Here is a 20,608-nt window from a genome sequence, read left to right as displayed (position 1 = left end):
CCATTCAGGCCCATTTCTCCGATCATTTTCGTTGAATATGCTCAACATTCGCCTCAAACGATCAAAAAAATGGACTCAAAATGGCTTTCCCTCGCTACGATCACCTAAGCCCGACAGCCTCCTAGCAATTCAATAGAGGTACTCTAAATGTATAAACCCAAGCGCATTCAAGCCTAAAAACTATGAATTGTTCAGGAGCATCCGAAATGCACCGAAAAGAAATACCAACACACTAAGCCCCTATTTTTAGACTTTATCTAAATGACGGCGCACGAAGTATAACACCGTAGCTGCATCGTGCAAATCCCTCTAATAAAGTAGCCTTACCTCCCGATACACAGTGCATAAAACAGACAAAGGGAGCTTGAGCTCCCTTTGTCTGTTTTATGCACTGTAAGAAATGGCCTAGCTCTTTTTCTCTTCTGAAGCAGGTGCTACCGGTAACAGCTCTGCACGAATAGCCGTCTCGATCGTCGCGGCAATTTTTGGGTTTTCCTTCAAGAAGTTGCGCACATTATCCTTCCCTTGGCCAATACGATTACCGTTGTAGCTATACCAAGCACCCGCCTTATCAACCAAGCCGAGTTTAACACCCAGGTCAATAATTTCACCTTGGCGTGAGATCCCATGCCCATACATAATTTCAAATTCAGCTTGCTTAAAAGGGGGGGCCACTTTATTTTTGACTACTTTTACGCGAGTCTCGTTACCCACCACTTCGTCGCCCTTCTTAATCGCGCCAATACGGCGGATATCCAAACGAACAGATGAGTAGAACTTCAACGCATTGCCACCCGTGGTGGTCTCAGGGTTACCAAACATCACGCCAATTTTCATACGAATCTGATTAATAAAAATAACCAGTGTATTAGAGCGTTTAATATTAGCCGTTAACTTACGCAGTGCCTGTGACATTAATCGCGCTTGCAAGCCAACATGTGTATCGCCCATATCACCTTCAATTTCTGCTTTTGGAGTCAAAGCAGCCACCGAGTCGACCACAACCACATCCACCGCTGCCGAACGCACCAACATATCTGTTATCTCCAGCGCCTGCTCACCTGTATCTGGCTGTGATACCAGCAGTTCATCCACATTGACCCCGATTTTTTCGGCATACTGGGGATCCAATGCATGCTCTGCATCAACAAAAGCACAGGTACCACCCGCTTTTTGTGCCTCGGCAATCACCTGCAACGTCAGTGTCGTTTTACCCGATGATTCTGGGCCATAAATTTCAACCACTCGCCCTTTGGGTAGACCACCGATACCCAGCGCAACATCCAGCGTCAGTGAGCCCGTCGATATTACCCCAATATCCCGCAGTGCACTGGTATCACCCATACGCATAACGGATCCCTTACCAAATTGCTTCTCAATTTGACTCAAAGCCGCTTGCAGCGCTTTCTGTTTATTTGCATCCACGAGAGTCTCTCCTGACGAGTATCTTTAGTTTTTGTTAGCCACCACCCAGAGGGGTTCCGAAGAGTTCATGATAATAGATATTATTCGGAAAACACTAAAGCAATGCCTGCTTGAAATGAATTATACACAACATGTACATTTATACACTATTTTTTCATCCTTCGACAACATCAGCAGGCTCATCCAAAATGCGCAGCACCCCCTGCAGGGCGTAAGCAATGGATTGCTCGCGAACAGCTTCACGCTCACCACTAAACTGTTTCACTTCGGATCGCAGTTCATCCTCTCCATAACTCCAGGCAAAACAGACTGTTCCCACAGGTTTATCTGCCGTGGCACCACTTGGGCCGGCGATACCACTAATTGCCAGTGTCAATTTAGCATCGCTATTTTGTCGAGCACCCAGCGCCATTTCGAGCACCACGGGTTCACTCACCGCACCATATTTAGCCAGCGTTTGCCCAGAGACACCCAACATCTCTTGTTTAGCCTGATTAGTGTAGGTTACAAAGCCACGGTCAAACCACGCTGAACTACCCGAAATCGCAGTAATAGCATAAGCGACACCGCCTCCCGTGCAGGACTCCGCAGCCGCCATCATTACGCCACGCACTTTTAGCGCATGCCCCACTTTCTTTGCCAAAATACACTTGTTCATCAAGGAACCTCTTGTACTGATTCGCTTCGAGTAATAGAGTTACGACCCAACTCTAGCAACCTTTGTGTGGTGGAATGAATAACAATACAAAACAGCGACTCACCCTTACCCTTCTTATGCTACTGGCAACCCATCTTGCTGTGGCCGGTTGTGATGACCCACCGCAAGCGGGCGTTAATTGGATGGACTGCGATCACAGTGGCCGTGATTTAGCTGAAGCTGATCTCAGTGAGGCCCTGCTACTCAACAGTAACCTGAAGAACAGCAGCCTTGCTGATGCCGATCTTACGGGCGCAGACCTTGATCGCGCCGATCTAAGTGGCAGCAACCTAAGCAATGCGGCTATGCGTCGCACCCATGCTGTACGCGCTGATTTCACTGGCGCCAATCTGAGCGGAGCCAAACTACAGAGAGCACGACTTGATCGGGCTGTTTTAAAAAAGGCCAATTTAGAAAATGCTCGCCTGCAAAAGGCGCGCCTCTACAGTGCCAACCTTAGCCAAGCCACACTCAGCGGTGCAAACCTAACAGAAGCCAATCTAGAACAAGCCAACCTGAAGAGAGCCAAGCTAAATAACAGCCAAGCAAAGCTTGCCAACTTCAGCAAGGCCAAGCTAGACGGCGCCGATCTCAGCCACGGTAATTTCACCAAAGCCAAGTTCCAAGGCGCCTCACTCATGGACGCCAACCTGACCGGTGCAAATTTAACTGGCGCTGACTTCAGCACGGCTGACCTAAGCGATGTCACCCTCGACAATGCGATACTTGGCAACGCCATCTGGCCGAACCGAAAGCGCTGTAAACCGCAATCTGTAGGTGAGTGCTTGTAGGTCACATCCGGAGGGCTTTTAACAACCTGCTCGAGTACTCAAGAAACCCCTGAATGACTCTGGATGAGGTTTTATGACTTGCTCAGAGCCTCTTCAACTACTCATAGAGCTTTACCTTCATCAGCTTCAAGCCCCTACGAATATCAACAGAAGCATCCATCACCATACGGATTGCCTTGGGATAATTCCCAGCATCAGCCGTAATTTGTGCCTGCTCAGCCTTCCACAAGCCTTCATCCACCTTTCGGGTGATCAACATCAGTTGCATTTTATTGGGTTTTTTCATCTCAATGGCTACAGGGATGAGTTCTTCATAACTGCGAAAACGCCCTACCTCATATTGATACTCACGCGCCGGCGTGCTGACATCAACAGGGTAGGTAACCGTCTGATTATCCAACATCTCCAGGGTAGCAAGGTCTACCAGCATTCGAGCTTGTCGCAAATGCCGGTTAGCCTCTTGATAGTTGTTATCAGCTACTTCACCAACCGCCAGCTGTTCAAGTTGATAAACCGCCTCCATATCAAAGTTAATATGTTGACTGGTTTCAGCCACTCGCTGGTAGGCATTTGTATGAAGCTCCTTAGCGTGAGCCAAGCCTTTAACCATACTGGAGTGGGATGTCTCCGCAAGAGCGCGTTGATGCTCACTAGGCACCAGAGTTGAGGCAATTGCCATGCTGCGATAGCACTGATTGACTAAATCATCAGCCTCCAGCAGCGCGCCATTAGCGAGCGCTTGCTGTGCAGCATCAGCCTGTGCATGCGCCTGCTCCAACAACATGGTTGCCTGCTCGTGATGACTATTAGCGATTCGTTTAGCGAGGCCCATATTAAAAAGACGATGGGCATACTCCACCTTGATACGTACTTCGCTTTCGCTCAAAGGAATATCTGTCAGGGTATTTAATTGAACTTCAGCGGGTAGTTCTGAAATATTTTTGCTGGGTTCTGCTGCAATAGCCGGAGCTAACAACACAAGCCATGCCAGACTCAGCAACAAAAAACATCGGCTATCTCTCATTTTAAATCCTTTCCATACCCTGAAATATCCACAGGTTTTTTGAAAAACCACAGTGTGATAAACCATCACGCGGACAGGGTAACATAACACTCTAATGCTTGAAAAAATCTGATGAATCGATGATACCCAACCCTCCGTTAGCACCCTTTTTTTCACGTTAGTTTGATGCTGGGCATAGACTATGCCGCACCAATTTATTAAGATGCTTCAATATTGGTGCAACTAGCCGATAAAGAGGGAACAAGGTTGCGGCTAATTATGCCAAAAAAAAATGGAACAAGATGAACTTAAAAGACTCTCTAAAATTTCATATGCCCTTGGGTGGAAAGCGCCTACTACTGCTCTCCGCTGCAATTGTAGCAGCCTTCGGGCTGTCGCAAGCTTTGGCGACGGTCGGGATCATAGCTGATCCCGTCATTGGCCTTAATGATCCGATCATGGGCTCGAAGCACGATTTTACTGGCCTTAATGAGCGTGCCGGGGTTAATGCAATGCCAGGGGTTGCCTTCTCTGATTACGGAAACCCATGCGTCTACTGCCATTTACCACCGGAAGAGGCCGATACTGACAGTGAGTTATTGGGAGGCATTGCTGGCTGGAATCGTTTTGCACCCTCAGTAGATCAATACACTCCCTATACATCACCCAGCCTTGACGCACCACTGCGCACTCCATCCAGCATTAGCCTGCTCTGTCTCTCGTGTCATGATGGCACTATGGCGATGGATATGGTGCTATTCAAACCCGGCAGCTTCAGAAGCGAAGATGATACCGCGCTACACATGCGGATGAACGGCTCAGAAGATCTGGACAGCTGTGGCCGATGTCATAACGGCATCGCAGCGCACGACATCTCCCCAAAAGTAATGGGTACAGACCTTTCAGATGATCACCCGATATCCATCCAGTATGGGGGCCTCAACTGGCGTGACCGTGATTTCAATCTCCCCTTGCAAACAACCGGCTTCAGTAATGGCGTTCGCCTTTACGATGGAAATATAGAGTGCGCATCCTGTCACGATGTACACAATTCAACCAACGAACTTCTACTAACGGTAAGAAGAGAAATTTTATGCAACACTTGCCACGCAAAATAATAACAACAACTATTGCGCTTTCACTACTATTTGCCACAGCCGCCCTAACGGGCTGCTCCGGCGAGACACGACCAGAGTTCAAGCCGCCGCAATACCCTCCAGAGGACCCCCGATTTGTATATGAGCGGACTATCTACAGCGGTGCCAGTATTAAAGATGTAACGGCCGCAATGAAATTCAAATTTCTGGCAACCGGCACCACTGAAAGCGAAACCGGGCTGGGAAAACCCTTTGATATCGCGGTAAGAAAGGGGAAGATATATGTCAGTGACACCGTTCAGCGCGCCGTCATTTTATTCGATGTCCCCAGGGGGAAAACCTCTTTTATCGGTGTAAAAGAGGGGCCCGGCGCACTCATGAAGCCACTGGGTATCGACATTGATGCTGATGGCAATCTTTATGTTGCCGACATCACCGACAAAAGTATAAAAGTTTACGATGAAGAGGGTGAATACCTGCGCAAGCTGGAAGGACGAACTCTCTTTGACCGACCATCCGGTGTCGCCATCAGCCCAGATGGAAAAACCCTCTATGTCATCGATAGCGGGGGAATCAGCAGCACCCGCCATCACCTGTATGTAATCGATGCGGAGACATTTGAAGTCAAAAGGGTTGTTGGAAAGCGAGGCAAAGAGCCGGGTAATTTCAACCTACCCATTCAGGTCAGTACTGCGCCAGATGGAACAGTTTACGTTGTAGATGGTGGCAACTTCCGCGTCCAGTCTTTCACTGCAGAGGGTGATTTTAAATCAACATTCGGCGTTGCCGGACGTTTCAGCGGTAACTTTTCACGACCAAAAGGGATCGCGACAGACAAAGATAATAATGTTTATGTTGGCGACTCAGCATTTGGTAATTTTCAGATATTCAACCCCAAGGGTGAACTGCTTCTATTCATCGGCAGACGTAGTAACGACGGCAGACCGGGCACCTTCATGCTCCCTTCTGGATTAGAGGTTGATGAGGATGGTCGCATCTATTATGCAGATCAATTCTTCCGAAAGATTGATATATTCAGGCCAACCTCAATCACATCACAAGATGGCTATTTAGGCGTAAAATATAGAAACAAAATCCGCAAAGAGATGGAAGAGCAGCAGTAGTATAGTCGCAGATTAGCCCTCAGGATGAGGGCTAACTCACCTTAATCCCACCCCTAATCCCTATCTCTATCAGAGCAGATTCAATTCGGTGCATAGAGAAGCGAAAATCACCCCTCCTTTACCTTCAACACCATCACCTCTATTTGATTATCCAGCAGGCGGTTACGGATTTTATCTAGGGATTTGTTGTTATCGAAAGGACCCACACGTACTCGATACCAGGTATTTGAATTATCAATAACAACCGGCTCAACATACGACTCGACACCTAAAAATGCCAGCTCAACCTTAACCCGCTCCGCATCAGAAGCCTTACGAAATGAACCCGCTTGCAATAGATAGCGTCCTGGCTTTTTAATTGGCTTAATGGCTTTTTTCGCCTCACTCCCCTGAGACTCTTTTCTCAACTCGTAGATCTCCTGATCCGGAATTATCACCTCAAGCGTGGGAAGAATTGAATAAAAATCAAAACGCGCTCCCTCGACATCGGCCGCTTTTTTCACTGATGGGGTGGGGCCACTCTCTTTTATAACCACCTCAACTTTAGATGCCGCCGCCTCCTCTAACGAGTCGGGCAAAAGAACAAAGTAGATATAAGCGGCTACGCTCAGACCAATACCCAGCCCCAAGCTCAATGCCACTACAGGTGACATTCCCGCACGAGGGGATGCCACAGCACTCTCAGGCTTACGCTTCGCGCTAACAGCTCCACGCTTTTTCGATATACTGGAGCTGCTCGAATCAGCCGCTTTTGAGCGACTACTGTTTTTATAGTCACGTGCCATTACATGGACTCCGGCGCACTCACCCCAAGCAGTTTCAGCCCATTTGCCAGCACCTGCTTAACCGCTAGAATTAGCGCCAGACGCGCATTTCTCTGTGTTTCACTCTCAACGATAAATGGGTGAGCATTGTAATAAGTATGAAATTTATTTGCCGTATCACGCAGGTAGTGTGCGATTTGATGAGGCTCATGATTAAGTGCCGCCGCCTCAACAATTTCCGGAAACTTGGCAAGTGCTACCAGCAATGCCTGCTCACACTCTTCACTCAACAGCTCCAGCGCACTAAACGCACTCGCCTGGTCATAGGTGAGGCCTTTCTCTTCTAACTGGCGCATGACACTACAAACCCGCGCATGACCATATTGAATATAATAGATGGGGTTTTCATTGGACTTCGACTTCGCCAGGTCAAGATCAAAATCAAGGTGTTGTTCACTTTTACGCATCACATAGAAGAAACGAGCAGCATCGTTCCCTACCTCATTACGCAGCTCGCGCAGCGTCACAAAGGAGCCACTGCGGGTCGACATGGGTACCCGCTCTCCTGCTCGGTAAAGTATCGCAAACTGCACCAGTAATACATCCAGCTTGCTCACATCCTCACCCAGCGCCTGCAGTGCCGCTTTCACTCGGGGAATATAGCCATGATGGTCCGCTCCCCAAACATCAATCACCCGCTCATAGCCTCGCTCTAGCTTCTCCATGTGGTAGGCGATATCAGAAGCAAAATAGGTTGTCTGGCCATTATCACGCACCACAACCCGGTCTTTTTCATCACCAAATGCCGTGGACTTAAACCACTGGGCACCCTCTTTCAAATAGATATAACCATTAGCCTCTAGGCGATCAAGTGCCTGCTGAATCTTATCACCACCCCCTTCTGTTAATGAACGCTCGGAGTACCAGTCATCATAGACAACACCAAACTCTTGCAAGTCTTGGCGAATATCGCTCAGTATCAAGTTCAAGCCATGGTCAAAAACAGTACGGTAGCCCTCTACACCTAACAGCTTCTTTGCACGGCTGATAATAGAGTCGATATAAGCCTCTTTATCGCCACTACCATCCGGCTGAGCATCAACCGGATGGCCCAATAGCACTTCGTCTGCCGTCCATTTAAATCGCTCACCCTCACGCTCTTTCAATAAGCTGGCAATATCCGAAACATAATCACCTTTATAACCATTCACCGGAAACATAATTTCTTCACCACACAGCTGCAAATAACGCAGCCAGACGGAAGCAGCCAAGATATCCATTTGGCGACCCGCATCATTTACATAGTATTCGCGATGAACTTCAAACCCCACAGCACTCAGCAGGTCAGCCACTGCCGCGCCATAAGCCGCGCCTCTGCCATGCCCTACGTGTAGCGGCCCGGTAGGGTTAGCCGAGACAAATTCGACCTGAACCAACTTACCCTCACCCATCAAACTATGGCCATATCCCTCGCCCGCTTCGACAATCCGTTTAACAACCGATTGCAACACATCATCGGTGATGTAGAAGTTTATAAAGCCGGGGCCTGCCACATCGACCTTACTCACACTCACCGAGCTTGGTAGGCGCTCAACAATCATTTCAGCCAGCTCACGTGGCTTGCGGCGAGCATGCTTGGCCATCACCATAGCGACATTGGTGGCAAAATCACCATGCGAAGAGTCCCGTGTGCGCTCTATTTTCACATCAATACTCGCCTCTTCGGGAAGAACCCCCTCTTTACAAAGTTGTGCGACAGCATCCAAAATCAAGCCATGTAGATGATCTTTCAAGTAAATTCTCCAGAGAGTAGCCAGCGTGTCTAATTTATGACGCTATTTTAACGCATCCTGACAGGATGCAAAATGGAGCGATACGATTATTTCGGTGAAAGCAGCTGGGCCGTCAAGCTAATACATTTCGATCGGGTCGATATCCAGCGACCAGCGGACTTTTCGCCCCAGCTTGCTCTTTTCTAATTGGGGTAACAACAGATCCAGGAGACGATGCAGAGCACCCCGTTGCGGTGCTTGAATTAACAGCTGGGCGCGGTAACGGCCCGCCCGGCGCTCCATTGGCGAGGGTACCGGACCTAACAGAAGAACATCGGGCAGCGCATGTGCCGCCGCTAACTGGTAGACCTCACTCAGAAATCTTTGCGGTAACGCCTGGTCAGTCGACTCCGCCCGCAACAGAGCTAACGCGGTAAAAGGCGGCATCTCCGTCTCTTTTCGTTCACGCATCAGTGCGGTGGAAAACTTTGTGTAACCCTGCTCCAGCAACTCGCGCAACATCGGGTGTTCGGGATGATGCGTTTGAATAATAACCGTACCCGGGCGCTGGGCTCTGCCTGCGCGCCCGGAGACTTGTAAAACCTGCTGCGCCATCCGCTCCATAGCGCGATAATCAGCACTATACAAACCCTGCTCTGCATCAAGAATTCCCACCAGCGTTACGTTGGGAAAGTGGTGCCCCTTTGCCAGCATTTGCGTCCCCAATAAAATTTGATACTTAGCATCATGGATCCCATCAATCATCGCTTGAAGTGAGCCCTTGCGCCGGGTGCTATCACGGTCGATCCTGACGATTCCATACTCAGGAAAATGGTGTTGCAGTGCCTCCTCAATACGCTCCGTCCCCTGGCCTATCGAACGTAACTGCTCACTTTTACACTGCGGGCAAACCCGCACCATGCGCTCATCCTTACCACAGTGGTGGCAACGAAGCCGCTGCTCGCGCTGGTGTAAGACCATGTGACTATCACAGCGCTGGCACTCGGCAGACCAGCCGCAATCATGGCATAGGAGGGTAGGTGAATAACCTCGACGATTAAGAAACAATAACACTTGCCCAGACTTTGCAAGATGTTGACGCATTTGTGTAATCAGCGCATTGGAGATGCCGTGCTCCATATATTGACCGCGCACATCCAGCGCCTCAATTTTAGGTGGTTTTGCTCCACCGGCTCGCTGGGTTAGTTTAAGCTCACGGTATCGCCCCTGCGCGACGTTATACAGTGTCTCCAGAGAAGGGGTTGCCGAACCCAAAACAATCGCTACTTTTTCAAGACGGGCACGCATTACCGCAACATCACGGGCAGAGTATCTAAAGCCATCCTGCTGCTTAAACGAAGCGTCGTGCTCCTCATCAACAATAATCAGACCCAGATTTTTTATCTGCGAAAATACCGCCGAGCGGGTACCGATAATCAATGGCGCACGGCCATCACGGGCAATGAGCCAGCTATCAAGGCGCTCTTGGTCGTTTAACCCCGAGTGCATCAATGCAATGGGCACTGCAAAGCGTTGCTGAAAACGTGAAACCAGCTGCGGTGTGAGGCCTATTTCAGGCACCAGTATCAACACCTGGCGACCTTGCTCAATCACCTTTTCTGCAATGGAGAGATAGACCTCCGTTTTTCCCGAACCGGTAACACCATTCAGTAAAAAGGGGTGAAAAGCAGACAGACCTGCCAGCACATCATTGACCGCCACCGCCTGCTCAGCATTGAGCTCTCTCAGCTCTTCAGCAGCCATTGGGTGAATTTCGGCTCGCTGCTCAGCCTCCACCAACGCCTTCTCACGCAGTGAACGCATGGCCGGCTGCCACCCTTTGGCGTATTGATTCAGTTGTCGATCACTCAATACTCCGTGTTCGCTCAACAGTGTCAGCAACAAACGTTGTTTGGGTGCTCGCTTAAGGCTCTCTTGGTCAACATCGAGACCTGTATCACTTAAATGCCAGCAACGCTGCCCACGATACGACAGCTCACCCCCTTGGCGCAGCAACGTTGGCAGTGCGGCCGAAAAAACCTCACCCATCGGGTGATGGTAATAACCACTGCTCCACGCCAGTAGGCGAAACAGCGTACCGCCCAACAACGCTTCATCATCCAACACCTTGATAATGCTTTTAAGTTTACTATCGGGTGTCACACTGCCGCCGGCCTGAGAGCGAATCAACACCCCGATCAGCTGCCGGCCGGCAAAAGGCACTTCAACTCGCAACCCAGGCCGAGGCACTACCGTCAAGCCATCCGGCAGCCAATAATCAAAAACACGGCGCAAGGGTGAAGGAACGGCAACTGACCAGATAGATTTACGACTCAACATAAAATTAATATTGCCATCTTTTCTGTATCTCCTAATCCCCAGATAGAAACGCGAGATGATGTGTAAGCGTTTGGTTTCACAGTGAAACTAAAAACATTAGTCGCACCCGCAGGTTCGGCGGCTATTTTTGTTTTGCTGTAGAATCAAGAGCTTGTGTAGCATACGGGTTTCTATCTGGGGATTAGGGGTATCTATATACAGATATTTCGCCCATTAAAAAGGGCGGCAATGCCACCCTTTTTAACTAAACACACCGCACAATAGAGGGGTTAAATTTCATCCACCGTACAGCCCTGAATCAAGCGAGTACCCGCATCATAACCGCGACCAAATGGACTGGTGTAACCCGCCGGAGGCACATCCTCCTGATTAAGGTCACTGGCCAGCGCCGGTAAACGGAAGCGTACTCGGGCTGAATCTTCCGTGCCATCAACAATGGCCGATGCGGTGAGTGACACCTCTAACCAGTTTGCATAGTTTTCAGGATAGATGACCGCAAAGATCGCGACACCGTTCTCATCCGTAGTGGTATTGATTGAGAAGGCACCGATAGTGTCATCCACTGAAATGGTCGCGATATTACCCGGATCAAGGCGGCCATTAACATTAACATCCACATCAACCGGCAGATCAAGTATGCCGTTACCGTTCAGATCTTCACCTGCATCCAGAAGCCCATTCTGATTGCTGTCTTCATAGGTATCAAACACCCCATCGCCATCAATATCCTCATCGACATCCAGCACACCATTGCCATTGATATCTTCGCTGAGATCTAAAATATTATTGCCATTGAGGTCTTCACCCGGATCCAGCGTGCCATTTCTGTTGGCATCTTCCAGCACATCCAGAAAGCCATTCCGGTTACGGTCCTCACTAACATCAATAATGCCGTTACCATTCAGATCCTCACCCAGATCTAGCAGACCGTTGAGGTTGCGGTCTTCGCTGACATCCAGCACCCCGTTACCGTTAAGGTCTTCCGTGGTTAATACGCCATCACCGTTAGTATCTTCACCCGCATCCAAAATACCGTTGCGATTAATATCTTCGCTGGTCAAGAAACCATCACCGTCCAGATCCTCCGTGGCGTCTAACACACCATTGAAATTCAAATCCTCACCTGGATCTAATCGGCCATTGAGGTTGGTATCTTCAAGCACATCCAAAACACCATTTTCATTAGTATCTTCACTGCCATCCAACACCCCATTGAGATTGATATCCTCAGTGGCATCCAGCTTACCATTCCCATTAAGATCCTCACCCGGATCTAAAATACCGTTACGGTTCACATCTTCAAGGATATCCAGAATACCATTTGCATTGGTATCTTCACTTAAATCGATCGTACCGTTACCGTTCAGATCTTCATTGATTCGATCAAAAAATCTATTCCTGTTGAGATCTTCGTCAAAGTCAGCAATACCATTCAGGTCAGTATCCTCATTACCGCAGGTGACCACACGCCCCCAGTTAATCACGCCATCATCAGGCACATCCCACTGATACTCATCAACGGGCGCATTGCTATAAAGGATAAAGCCACCGGTTGGAGAGTAGGTGGGGTAGTAGCTACCCTTGTAATAACGGTGCGACCAGATGGAGATACTGACCGCCTGATTAGCAACCGGTTGCCCAGCAGAGTCGGTGACTATTGCGCTATAGGGGAGAGCATAGCTGGTCAATGACTCATCATCATAATTAGCCATGGTATTACCGGTACCCAGCGCTACATGCAATGCTCTGTTTTGTACCGTAAGCTCTGTGGTCGAAAAAAGTCCCGATTCATAATCTTGCGCTTTAATGACCACATCATACAGCCCCGAACTGGCCATCCCCGCTGTATAAACAACCGTCGCCTCTCCATTGCTGTTGGTGATTGCTGTAGGAGGGTTGAGGTTACCATTACTGGCATCGGCATCAATGGAAAAGCTCACCGTTCTGTTTTTCACCAGATTATAGTGGCTATCACGCAGTGTGGCGACAATCTGGGTCTGCTCCCCACGTACCAAAATAGATTTTTCAGCCTGTACATTAACCTGGCTGACCGTGGTTGAAATAAACTCAAGTAGTTTTGAAGCACTCAAGCCATCATAAGCAGTTGTGGCACTGGAGGTGGTCGCCAGTACTTGAGCAAAACCCGCGCCCTGATTCGACAATGTATCATCCCAGCAAGTGGCAACTCCGTTCGAGCTATAAGAGGCAACCGCGCCGCCGCTTGAACCGAACGCTCCACGGGTGGATGAGATTTGAATAACGGTACCCGCTGCCACAGCCGCTGCGCTATCGGTCAGGCAGACACGAAACGCCGCATTGGCACCCAATGCAACCTCAGCATTATCAACGGGCAAGTCGAAGTAGAAGGAGATAGCATCTGCAGTGATAATATCCAGCGCAAAGCTACTATTATCCGCATTCAGGCCAGTGGCAGCCGTGGCGGTAATGATATCGGAACCCGCCACCCCGCCAAGCACCGTTACGGTAACACGGCCAGTGCTGTCTGTGGTCAGACCGTTAGGGGTTTGAATAGTATTACCCAAAGAGGAGATTAAGGTGATCGTCTCAAAAGCGATCGGGTTGCCACCGGCATCCACCAGTTGCACCACCAGCTCGGCACTCTCACCCACCTCAATACGCTGGGGGCCGGAAAAGACAAACTGTGTATCCCTCACTTCAACCAATTGGCTGGCACTCTGACCGGTTACACTATCAACTGCGGTCACCGTAATGGTTCGATTAGCGGGATCACCACCCACATCCAACGTTGCAGAGACTCGCCCTGAAGAGTTAGTTATGGTGCGCTCACCCGGTAAAATACCACCCGATGATGCAGAAAATTCAATGGTTGTATTCTCCACATACCGGTTACTGTTATCTCTGGCCACTGCCGTCAGGGTGACTGTATTTGAGCCATCTGAAGGCATTTGCCGACTACTGACCTCTAGCGTTATATTAGTTGCATTAGAGGTAGGGACGGGCACATCGGGATCGGGATCGGGCACTGTAGTGTCCTGGCCTGTTGAGTTGGAGGTTCCCAAGCCATCACCACCGCAAGCGGCCAGTACCAATGAAAAGGTAATAACCATTATTAGTTTAATCCAATCGCGCATCTATCTACTCCCACTCTTTGCTTTTGCCATACATCTGGCCGCTTCGAACCTTTCAGGACCCATGACTTTATACACTGGAATATGTACAATTCCTTTAATAATTGTAAGCTTCCATCAATTCTTTAACAAGCTACTTGATTGTAACGGCATAATCCAGCCAAACATGTGTGCCGATCGGCACTTTTTTCATTTTGAGGTCAAAAAAAGCTTTCAGCCCAATGAACAGACAAAAACGATATGAAATTTTTTCACGTTGGCGTGAAGAGAACCCTCAACCGGTTACCGAACTTAACTACTCAAGCCCTTTTGAACTGCTGATCGCGGTTATCCTCTCTGCACAAGCAACCGACAAAGGGGTGAATAAGGCAACTGACAAGCTGTTTCCCATCGCCAATACCCCGCAGGCAATTTTTGAGCTGGGCGAAAAGGGGCTCAAACAGTATATTAAAAGTATCGGCCTCTTCAACACCAAAGCGGCCAATATTATCAAAACCTGCGCCCTGCTGGTCGGCCGCCACCAGAGTGAAGTACCCGAAAGCCGTGAAGCTCTGGAGGCACTGCCCGGCGTGGGGCGAAAAACCGCCAATGTTGTACTCAATACCGCCTTTGGTCACCCGGCAATGGCGGTGGACACACACATATTTCGAGTCTCCAACCGAACCCGAATTGCGCCAGGAAGCAATGTACTGGTGGTAGAGAAAAAACTGATGAACGTTATTCCCAAAGCGTTTTTGGTTGATGCACACCACTGGCTGATTCTGCATGGCCGTTACACCTGTATCGCACGCAAGCCTCGCTGTGGATCCTGTCTTATTGAGGATTTATGCGAATATCACGAGAAAACGGAGATATAAACGATGTTTTTCAGTCAAGACCGCAAGCAGCTGCGTAAAGGTTTTTTTGATGCCTGGGAGAAGCAGCAACAACAGCTGCCGCTCACTCCGCTGGAAGAGATCATCACCGGGGTTATTAAAATGCACCCTGAATATCAAAAGCTGATAGCGCAAAAAAACCAGCACGCAGAACGCGAATACCCTCCCGAACTGGGAGAGACCAACCCCTTTTTGCATATGGCGATGCACATCGCCCTGCATGAGCAGATATCAACTGACCGCCCTGCCGGAATCCGTGATGTAGCCCGCCAGCTGTTAGAAAAAAAGAAGGTTGCTCACGATGCCGAGCACCTGATGATGGAACAGCTGGCGGAAGAGATGTGGCGCTCGCAGCGCTATAATGTATTGCCCGACGAGCAGGCCTACCTCGCACAACTACAGGAGCTGGCAAGGCAGCTCTAAGGCTCGGTGCGCCCACTCACCGCGAGCGGCCCTACCACTGCTTTTTATTTCCGGCAATCCGCAAACGTAACGCATTCAGTTTAATAAACCCTTCAGCATCGGCTTGATTATAAGCACCTTCATCATCTTCAAAGGTTGCGATATTAGCATCAAACAGACTGTTGCTCTTAGACTCACGACCCACAACGGTCACATTACCCTTGTAGAGTTTCAAGCGCACCTTACCGTTCACAGTAACCTGTGAAGCATCGATCATCTCCTGCATCATTTGCCGCTCAGGTGCCCACCAATAGCCGTTATAGATCATCTGCGCGTAGCGCGGCATCAGCTCATCTTTCAAGTGCGCCACTTCACGGTCCAGAGTAATCGACTCAATGGCGCGATGCCCTTTCAGCATAATGGTTCCCGCTGGGGTTTCGTAGCAGCCGCGAGACTTCATGCCCACATAACGATTTTCTACAATATCCAGTCGACCGATACCGTTATCACCTCCAACTTTATTCAAGTGCTCCATTACCTGAGCAGGGGTCATCCCCATATTGTCGATCGCAATAATATCGCCTTGTAGGTAGGTCAGTTCGATATAAGTTGCCACATCAGGCGCTTGCTCAGGAGAGACACTCCAGCGCCACATCTCCTCTTCTGGCTCCGCCCAGGGGTCCTCCAGAATTCCGCCTTCGTAGGAGATATGCAGCAGATTGGCATCCATCGAGTAGGGCGATTTTTTGCCTTTCTTGTTTTCAACCGCAATGCCATGCTCATCAGCATACGCCAGCAGTTTTTTACGGGAATTAAGATCCCACTCACGCCAAGGAGCGATCACATGCACACCGGGATTCAATCCGTAGTAGCCCAGCTCAAAGCGCACCTGATCGTTACCCTTGCCGGTGGCACCGTGAGAGACGGCATCTGCTCCGGTCTCTTTTGCAATCTCAATTTGGCGCTTGGCAATCAGTGGCCGGGCAATCGAGGTACCCAGCAGATATTCACCTTCATAAATCGCATTGGCTCGAAACATCGGAAAGATAAAGTCACGCGCATACTCTTCACGCAGGTCGTCAATGTAGATCTCTTTGATCCCAAGCGCCTCCGCCTTTTTCCGCGCTGGCTCAACCTCTTCGCCCTGTCCGATATCAGCCGTGAAAGTAACCACCTCACATTGATACTCATCCTGTAGCCACTTGAGAATAATAGATGTATCCAAGCCACCAGAGTAAGCCAGGACAACCTTTTTGATATCAGACATGAAAACTCCAAATCGAAAATATTAAATTAAACTGATTCTATTATACTCTAAATCCCTAGGGATTAGAGTGACTACTGGCCACGCATAAAGAGTTTATCCAGATCAGCCATGGCGAGCTGAGTCCAGGTGGGTCTGCCGTGATTACACTGGCCGCTGCGCTCAGTCTGTTCCATATCCCGCAGCAACGCATTCATTTCAGGCAGGGCCAACTGACGGTTAGCGCGCACTGACCCATGGCATGCCATGGTACCCAAAATCTCATTCATCTCCTGCTCAACACGCCGCGAGCTGCCATGCACCAGCACATCCGCCAGCAAATCCCTTACCAGCTGCTCTGCATTCGCATCTTTTAAAATAGTGGGCACCTGACGTATCACGATACTTTGCGGCCCTGCGGGTGAAAGCTCAAAGCCAAAATCACTAAAGAGCTCACCACGCTCCTCAACCAGGCGCGCCTCACACTCACTGACCGCCATATTAATGGGAACCAGCAGTGGCTGGGATTTAATCCCATCGCTCTGCATCGAGCACTTCATTCGCTCATAAGTGATTCGCTCGTGGGCCGCATGCATATCAACAATCACCATTCCCTGGCTGTTTTGGGAAATAATATAGACACCGTGTATCTGCGCAACCGCATAACCCAAAGGCGGCACTTCATCGCCCTCTAGGTCGCCGTTAAAAGATTGCGGCAGCCCCCCTCTACCTGACGATGCCGCACCCGCGTGTAGCTTGCCATAAAGGGCAACCTGCTCCATCACCTTCAAGGGCATCCGTTGCTGACTTTGTGGGTTAAATGCGGTGCCCTGTGGTGTGGCGTTTTCACCCACTGCGGCCAGACTCAGCGGTGGCGCAACATCGCCAACGGGGTGTTCAATAACCTCTGGACGATCACCGGGGCGAACGGCGGCCAACCCTTGATGAATCGATCGAAACAGAAAATCATGAACCAAACGCCCCTCGCGAAAACGCACTTCGTGCTTGGTCGGGTGAACATTCACATCCACTAATATCGGCTCAATCTCCAAATAGAGAATATAAGCCGGGTGTCGCCCCTGAAAAAGCACATCTTTATAAGCTTGACGAATCGCGTGGGTGATCAATTTATCTCGCACCACGCGGCCGTTTACAAAAAAGTATTGCTGGTCGGCTTGGCTCCGGGAAAAAGCAGGCTCGGCAATCCAGCCGGTAAGATGCAAACCGGCTGCCTCAAAATCGATAGTGATGGCATGCTCAACAAAGCCTGAACCGCAGATGGCCGCGATACGCTGACGATGTGAAGCAGCATCATTCGCGGCACGGTAGCCCTTCACCCGCTTACTGTTGTGATGAACGGTAATCGCTACATCGTGGCGACTCAGCGCAATGCGCTTTACCACTTCATCCAGATGATTGAATTCTGTTTTTTCGGTGCGTAAGAATTTCCGTCGCGCCGGTAAATTGTAGAAAAGATCACGAATTTCCAGTGTCGTTCCGGGTGGATGAGCCACCGGCTCCGGCGCACTGCTGACATCACTACCATCACCCTGAATGCTCCACCCACACTCTTCCGTCGCTGTACGGGAATCAATTTTAAGACGCGACACCGAGCTGATACTGGGTAGCGCTTCGCCTCGAAAGCCCAGTGTCGCCACCTCCTCAAGATCTTCAGCTCGACTAATTTTACTGGTAGCGTGCCGACACAGCGCCAGTGTCAAATCATCTTTATGGATACCACAACCATTATCGCGGATACGAATCAGCTTGATACCGCCCTGCTCCACTTCCAACTCGATTTTATCGGCACCGGCATCCAACGCGTTTTCCATCAGCTCCTTAACCACAGAAGCCGGGCGCTCGACCACCTCACCTGCGGCAATTTGGTTTGAGACCTGGGTAGACAAGGGGCGTATACGGGGAGCGGGTTGGCTTGATTTCATAGCAGCGTGCACACGTCATGTAAGTGTGCGGTATTCTAACACAGCAAAAAGCGTGAATCAGCCGTCAACATACGTTGGGATGAGAATGGCCTGCCCGATGCGCAGTCGGTCACTACGCAGTGCATTTGCAGAGCGGATCGCATCCATACTCACCCGATAGCGGTGAGCTAAACCACTGAGTGTCTCGCCCGAGCGAATAATATGCTTGGCATCATTAAGTGCCAGCAGCGTACCGGGCGGTGGCGTATCGACAAAATAGTCATGCACACCCGCCCAAATTGAGCGTGCCAGTTTATCTTGATGCTTGTGATCTTTAAGACGGCGCTCTTCACCTGGGTTAGAGAGAAAAGCCAGCTCAATCAATATCGAGGGTACGTCATGTGCTTTAAGTACCGCAAAACCAGCCTGCTCCACCTGGTTTTTATGTAATTTATTAACTTGGCCCATCTTGCGCAATACTCGCTCACCCACTGCAATGCTCTCCTTAATAGCTCCGGTCTGGGAGAGGTCTAATAGAACCGAGCGCAGCATCTCGTTCTCTTCATCAGCATCGGTACCGGCAATCAAGTCAGCCGCATTCTCTTTCTCGGCAAGCAGGCGTGCTGCCTCGCTACTAGCACCCCGCTGGGATAGCGCGTAAACCGATGATCCTTTAGCACGGTGGGAGCTGAATGAGTCGGCATGAATCGAGACAAACAGATCAGCATGGTTGTCGCGGGCAATTCGGGTACGCTCACGTAGTGTTAAAAAATGATCGTCTTCACGGGTTAAAACAGCCCGCATACCAGGCTGTGCATTGATCAACTTGGCAAGTTTTTTCGAAACCGCCAAGACAATGTTTTTCTCGTAGGTACCGGCTGCACCAATCGCCCCGACATCCTTACCGCCATGACCAGCATCGATCACCACCACCACATCACGATAGCTTTGTGGTGCTGTTTTTGACACATGCTTTGGCTTGGCTACAGCCGTCGTCTGCTTTTTTGCCACACGTTGCTCTGCCGACTCCCCTACCCCCGGAAAATCGATCACTAGACGATAGCCAGCCCCCCCTTGTGGCTCCAAAAGAAAAGATTTTGGCACTACCTTCTGATTTACATCCAGAACGATACGCAGGTCATCCCCTTTACGGGTGCCAAAGCGTACATGTTGAATCGGCCCGTGAATCAAGGCACGCTGGTTAATTGTGGCATCGAGGCGAGTATCGGCGATATCTACCACCACACGGTGAGGATTGCCAAGGGTGAAGATCTGATAATCGACGCGATTGCTCAGGTCGATAACAATACGAGTAGCGTTATGATCAGCACTGGCACGCAGCTCTTTCACCTGCTGCTCGGCAAAAGCGGCCAGCGGTAAGCAGAGCAACAAAAACAGTAACAAAACTCGGGTCATCATGCCTCGCACTCAGGGATAGTTAATCACCTCTAAATTCTGAACCGAGAACGCCTACTTTTCAAGATTTTAAACCTTTTTAAAATCAATAAGTTAAAAAAGAAACCTACCAAACACCATTAAGCGGCTACTAAAAACAACTCTTTTCAATCCAACTGAGCAAGAATAGTCCGCCCTTTTTCACTCCGTACCAACAACCGAGCACTGCGTGCAGGAAGCTGGTAGTCGAGGTAAATATCCAGATCAGCAGCGGGTAAAATACCCTGGCCACACTGCGGCCACTCCACCAGACAAAGCTCACCACAATCTGAAAAATAGTCACGAATCCCCATATACTCCAGCTCTTCAGGATCCGCTAATCGATAGAGGTCAAAATGATAGACAGATTGACCAGCCAACTCATAGGGTTCAACTAAGGTATAAGTGGGGCTTTTCACCGGCCCCTGATAACCCAGCGCCTGTAAAATACCGCGAACCAGGGTGGTTTTACCCGCCCCCAAATCACCGTACAGGTAAATTATCGCCCCCGAGGCACATGCCGCTGAGAGTTCACTACCCAAATTTAGAGTCGCCTGCTCATCTGCCAGAAAAATGTTTTTTTCATCCATCATTGTGAGTAACTATTCA

16 protein-coding genes are annotated in these 20,608 nt (G+C 49.7%); 5 read left to right on the top strand and 11 right to left on the bottom strand.

What is annotated here, in order from left to right:
* Positions 1–405 precede the first annotated feature (405 nt).
* Both recA and L3J94_03150 read right to left on the bottom strand, forming a co-directional pair.
* On the bottom strand, positions 406–1,425 hold the full coding sequence (gene recA, locus L3J94_03155) for a recombinase RecA (GenBank protein ID MCF6217754.1): 1,020 nt from the start codon (positions 1,423–1,425) through the stop codon (positions 406–408).
* A gap of 154 nt (positions 1,426–1,579) precedes the next feature.
* Positions 1,580–2,083, bottom strand: coding sequence for a nicotinamide-nucleotide amidohydrolase family protein (locus tag L3J94_03150; protein MCF6217753.1), 504 nt, complete (start codon positions 2,081–2,083; stop codon positions 1,580–1,582).
* A gap of 74 nt (positions 2,084–2,157) precedes the next feature.
* Between L3J94_03150 and L3J94_03145 the strand changes: the two genes are divergently transcribed.
* Complete coding sequence (locus L3J94_03145; GenBank protein ID MCF6217752.1) at positions 2,158–2,913, top strand: pentapeptide repeat-containing protein; 756 nt, start codon at positions 2,158–2,160, stop codon at positions 2,911–2,913.
* Positions 2,914–3,010: 97 nt separating this feature from the next.
* On the opposite strand, the gene L3J94_03140 is transcribed toward L3J94_03145, so the two are convergent.
* Entirely contained in the window at positions 3,011–3,937 is a 927-nt protein-coding gene (locus L3J94_03140; GenBank protein ID MCF6217751.1) for a hypothetical protein, read from the bottom strand.
* 281 nt (positions 3,938–4,218) lie between these two features.
* Here L3J94_03140 and L3J94_03135 point away from each other — a divergent pair, with 281 nt between their 5' ends.
* Positions 4,219–5,034, top strand: a complete 816-nt coding sequence (locus tag L3J94_03135) for a hypothetical protein (GenBank protein MCF6217750.1) — start codon at positions 4,219–4,221, stop codon at positions 5,032–5,034.
* A 170-nt stretch (positions 5,035–5,204) separates the two neighbouring features.
* A complete protein-coding gene (locus L3J94_03130) occupies positions 5,205–6,137 on the top strand; it encodes a 6-bladed beta-propeller (protein MCF6217749.1) in 933 nt (310 codons plus the stop codon).
* A gap of 107 nt (positions 6,138–6,244) precedes the next feature.
* On the opposite strand, the gene L3J94_03125 is transcribed toward L3J94_03130, so the two are convergent.
* The 4 genes from L3J94_03125 to L3J94_03110 form a co-directional block, all read right to left on the bottom strand.
* Positions 6,245–6,922 (bottom strand): SPOR domain-containing protein, encoded by a 678-nt coding sequence (locus L3J94_03125; GenBank protein ID MCF6217748.1) that lies wholly within the window; start codon positions 6,920–6,922, stop codon positions 6,245–6,247.
* Positions 6,922–8,694, bottom strand: coding sequence for an arginine--tRNA ligase (argS, locus tag L3J94_03120; protein MCF6217747.1), 1,773 nt, complete (start codon positions 8,692–8,694; stop codon positions 6,922–6,924). Before argS ends, L3J94_03125 begins: the two co-directional genes overlap by 1 nt.
* Positions 8,695–8,811: 117 nt before the next feature.
* Entirely contained in the window at positions 8,812–11,013 is a 2,202-nt protein-coding gene (locus tag L3J94_03115) for a primosomal protein N' (GenBank protein ID MCF6217746.1), read from the bottom strand.
* Between the two features lie 269 nt (positions 11,014–11,282).
* Entirely contained in the window at positions 11,283–14,126 is a 2,844-nt protein-coding gene (locus tag L3J94_03110) for an Ig-like domain-containing protein (protein ID MCF6217745.1), read from the bottom strand.
* Positions 14,127–14,344: 218 nt separating this feature from the next.
* Here L3J94_03110 and nth point away from each other — a divergent pair, with 218 nt between their 5' ends.
* Both nth and L3J94_03100 read left to right on the top strand, forming a co-directional pair.
* Positions 14,345–14,980 (top strand): endonuclease III, encoded by a 636-nt coding sequence (gene nth, locus L3J94_03105; protein MCF6217744.1) that lies wholly within the window; start codon positions 14,345–14,347, stop codon positions 14,978–14,980.
* 3 nt (positions 14,981–14,983) lie between these two features.
* The gene (locus tag L3J94_03100; GenBank protein ID MCF6217743.1) at positions 14,984–15,421 is read left to right on the top strand and encodes a DUF1841 family protein; all 438 of its coding nucleotides are present in this window, start codon (positions 14,984–14,986) and stop codon (positions 15,419–15,421) included.
* A gap of 31 nt (positions 15,422–15,452) precedes the next feature.
* Here L3J94_03100 and L3J94_03095 read toward each other — a convergent pair whose 3' ends face one another.
* The 4 genes from L3J94_03095 to tsaE all read right to left on the bottom strand — a co-directional run bounded on the left by L3J94_03095 (position 15,453) and on the right by tsaE (position 20,589).
* Positions 15,453–16,667 carry an argininosuccinate synthase gene (locus tag L3J94_03095; GenBank protein MCF6217742.1) on the bottom strand — a complete coding sequence of 405 codons (1,215 nt, stop codon included), beginning with the start codon at positions 16,665–16,667 and terminating at the stop codon, positions 15,453–15,455.
* 71 nt (positions 16,668–16,738) lie between these two features.
* Complete coding sequence (gene mutL / locus L3J94_03090; protein ID MCF6217741.1) at positions 16,739–18,586, bottom strand: DNA mismatch repair endonuclease MutL; 1,848 nt, start codon at positions 18,584–18,586, stop codon at positions 16,739–16,741.
* Positions 18,587–18,643: 57 nt separating this feature from the next.
* Positions 18,644–19,984 (bottom strand): N-acetylmuramoyl-L-alanine amidase, encoded by a 1,341-nt coding sequence (locus L3J94_03085; GenBank protein ID MCF6217740.1) that lies wholly within the window; start codon positions 19,982–19,984, stop codon positions 18,644–18,646.
* Positions 19,985–20,127: 143 nt separating this feature from the next.
* A complete protein-coding gene (gene tsaE, locus L3J94_03080; protein MCF6217739.1) occupies positions 20,128–20,589 on the bottom strand; it encodes a tRNA (adenosine(37)-N6)-threonylcarbamoyltransferase complex ATPase subunit type 1 TsaE in 462 nt (153 codons plus the stop codon).
* Positions 20,590–20,608 lie beyond the last annotated feature (19 nt).

The sequence above is a fragment of the Gammaproteobacteria bacterium genome, assembly GCA_021647245.1.
Lineage (GTDB): Bacteria > Pseudomonadota > Gammaproteobacteria > RBG-16-57-12 > RBG-16-57-12 > JAFLJP01.
Note: the sequence above shows the minus strand (reverse complement) of the source record. Positions and strands in the feature narration are given on the sequence as shown.

Excerpts from the sequence above, each read along its gene's own strand:
- L3J94_03110 (MCF6217745.1), bottom strand. The coding sequence starts at position 14,126 with ATGCGCGATTGGATTAAACTAATAATGGTTATTACCTTTTCATTGGTA.
- tsaE (MCF6217739.1), bottom strand. The coding sequence starts at position 20,589 with ATGGATGAAAAAAACATTTTTCTGGCAGATGAGCAGGCGACTCTAAAT.
- L3J94_03125 (MCF6217748.1), bottom strand. The coding sequence starts at position 6,922 with ATGGCACGTGACTATAAAAACAGTAGTCGCTCAAAAGCGGCTGATTCG.
- L3J94_03130 (MCF6217749.1), top strand. The coding sequence starts at position 5,205 with ATGAAATTCAAATTTCTGGCAACCGGCACCACTGAAAGCGAAACCGGG.
- nth (MCF6217744.1), top strand. The coding sequence starts at position 14,345 with ATGAACAGACAAAAACGATATGAAATTTTTTCACGTTGGCGTGAAGAG.
- L3J94_03145 (MCF6217752.1), top strand. The coding sequence starts at position 2,158 with ATGAATAACAATACAAAACAGCGACTCACCCTTACCCTTCTTATGCTA.
- mutL (MCF6217741.1), bottom strand. The coding sequence starts at position 18,586 with ATGAAATCAAGCCAACCCGCTCCCCGTATACGCCCCTTGTCTACCCAG.
- L3J94_03095 (MCF6217742.1), bottom strand. The coding sequence starts at position 16,667 with ATGTCTGATATCAAAAAGGTTGTCCTGGCTTACTCTGGTGGCTTGGAT.
- L3J94_03115 (MCF6217746.1), bottom strand. The coding sequence starts at position 11,013 with ATGTTGAGTCGTAAATCTATCTGGTCAGTTGCCGTTCCTTCACCCTTG.
- L3J94_03100 (MCF6217743.1), top strand. The coding sequence starts at position 14,984 with ATGTTTTTCAGTCAAGACCGCAAGCAGCTGCGTAAAGGTTTTTTTGAT.
- L3J94_03135 (MCF6217750.1), top strand. The coding sequence starts at position 4,219 with ATGAACTTAAAAGACTCTCTAAAATTTCATATGCCCTTGGGTGGAAAG.
- L3J94_03140 (MCF6217751.1), bottom strand. The coding sequence starts at position 3,937 with ATGAGAGATAGCCGATGTTTTTTGTTGCTGAGTCTGGCATGGCTTGTG.
- L3J94_03085 (MCF6217740.1), bottom strand. The coding sequence starts at position 19,984 with ATGATGACCCGAGTTTTGTTACTGTTTTTGTTGCTCTGCTTACCGCTG.
- L3J94_03150 (MCF6217753.1), bottom strand. The coding sequence starts at position 2,083 with ATGAACAAGTGTATTTTGGCAAAGAAAGTGGGGCATGCGCTAAAAGTG.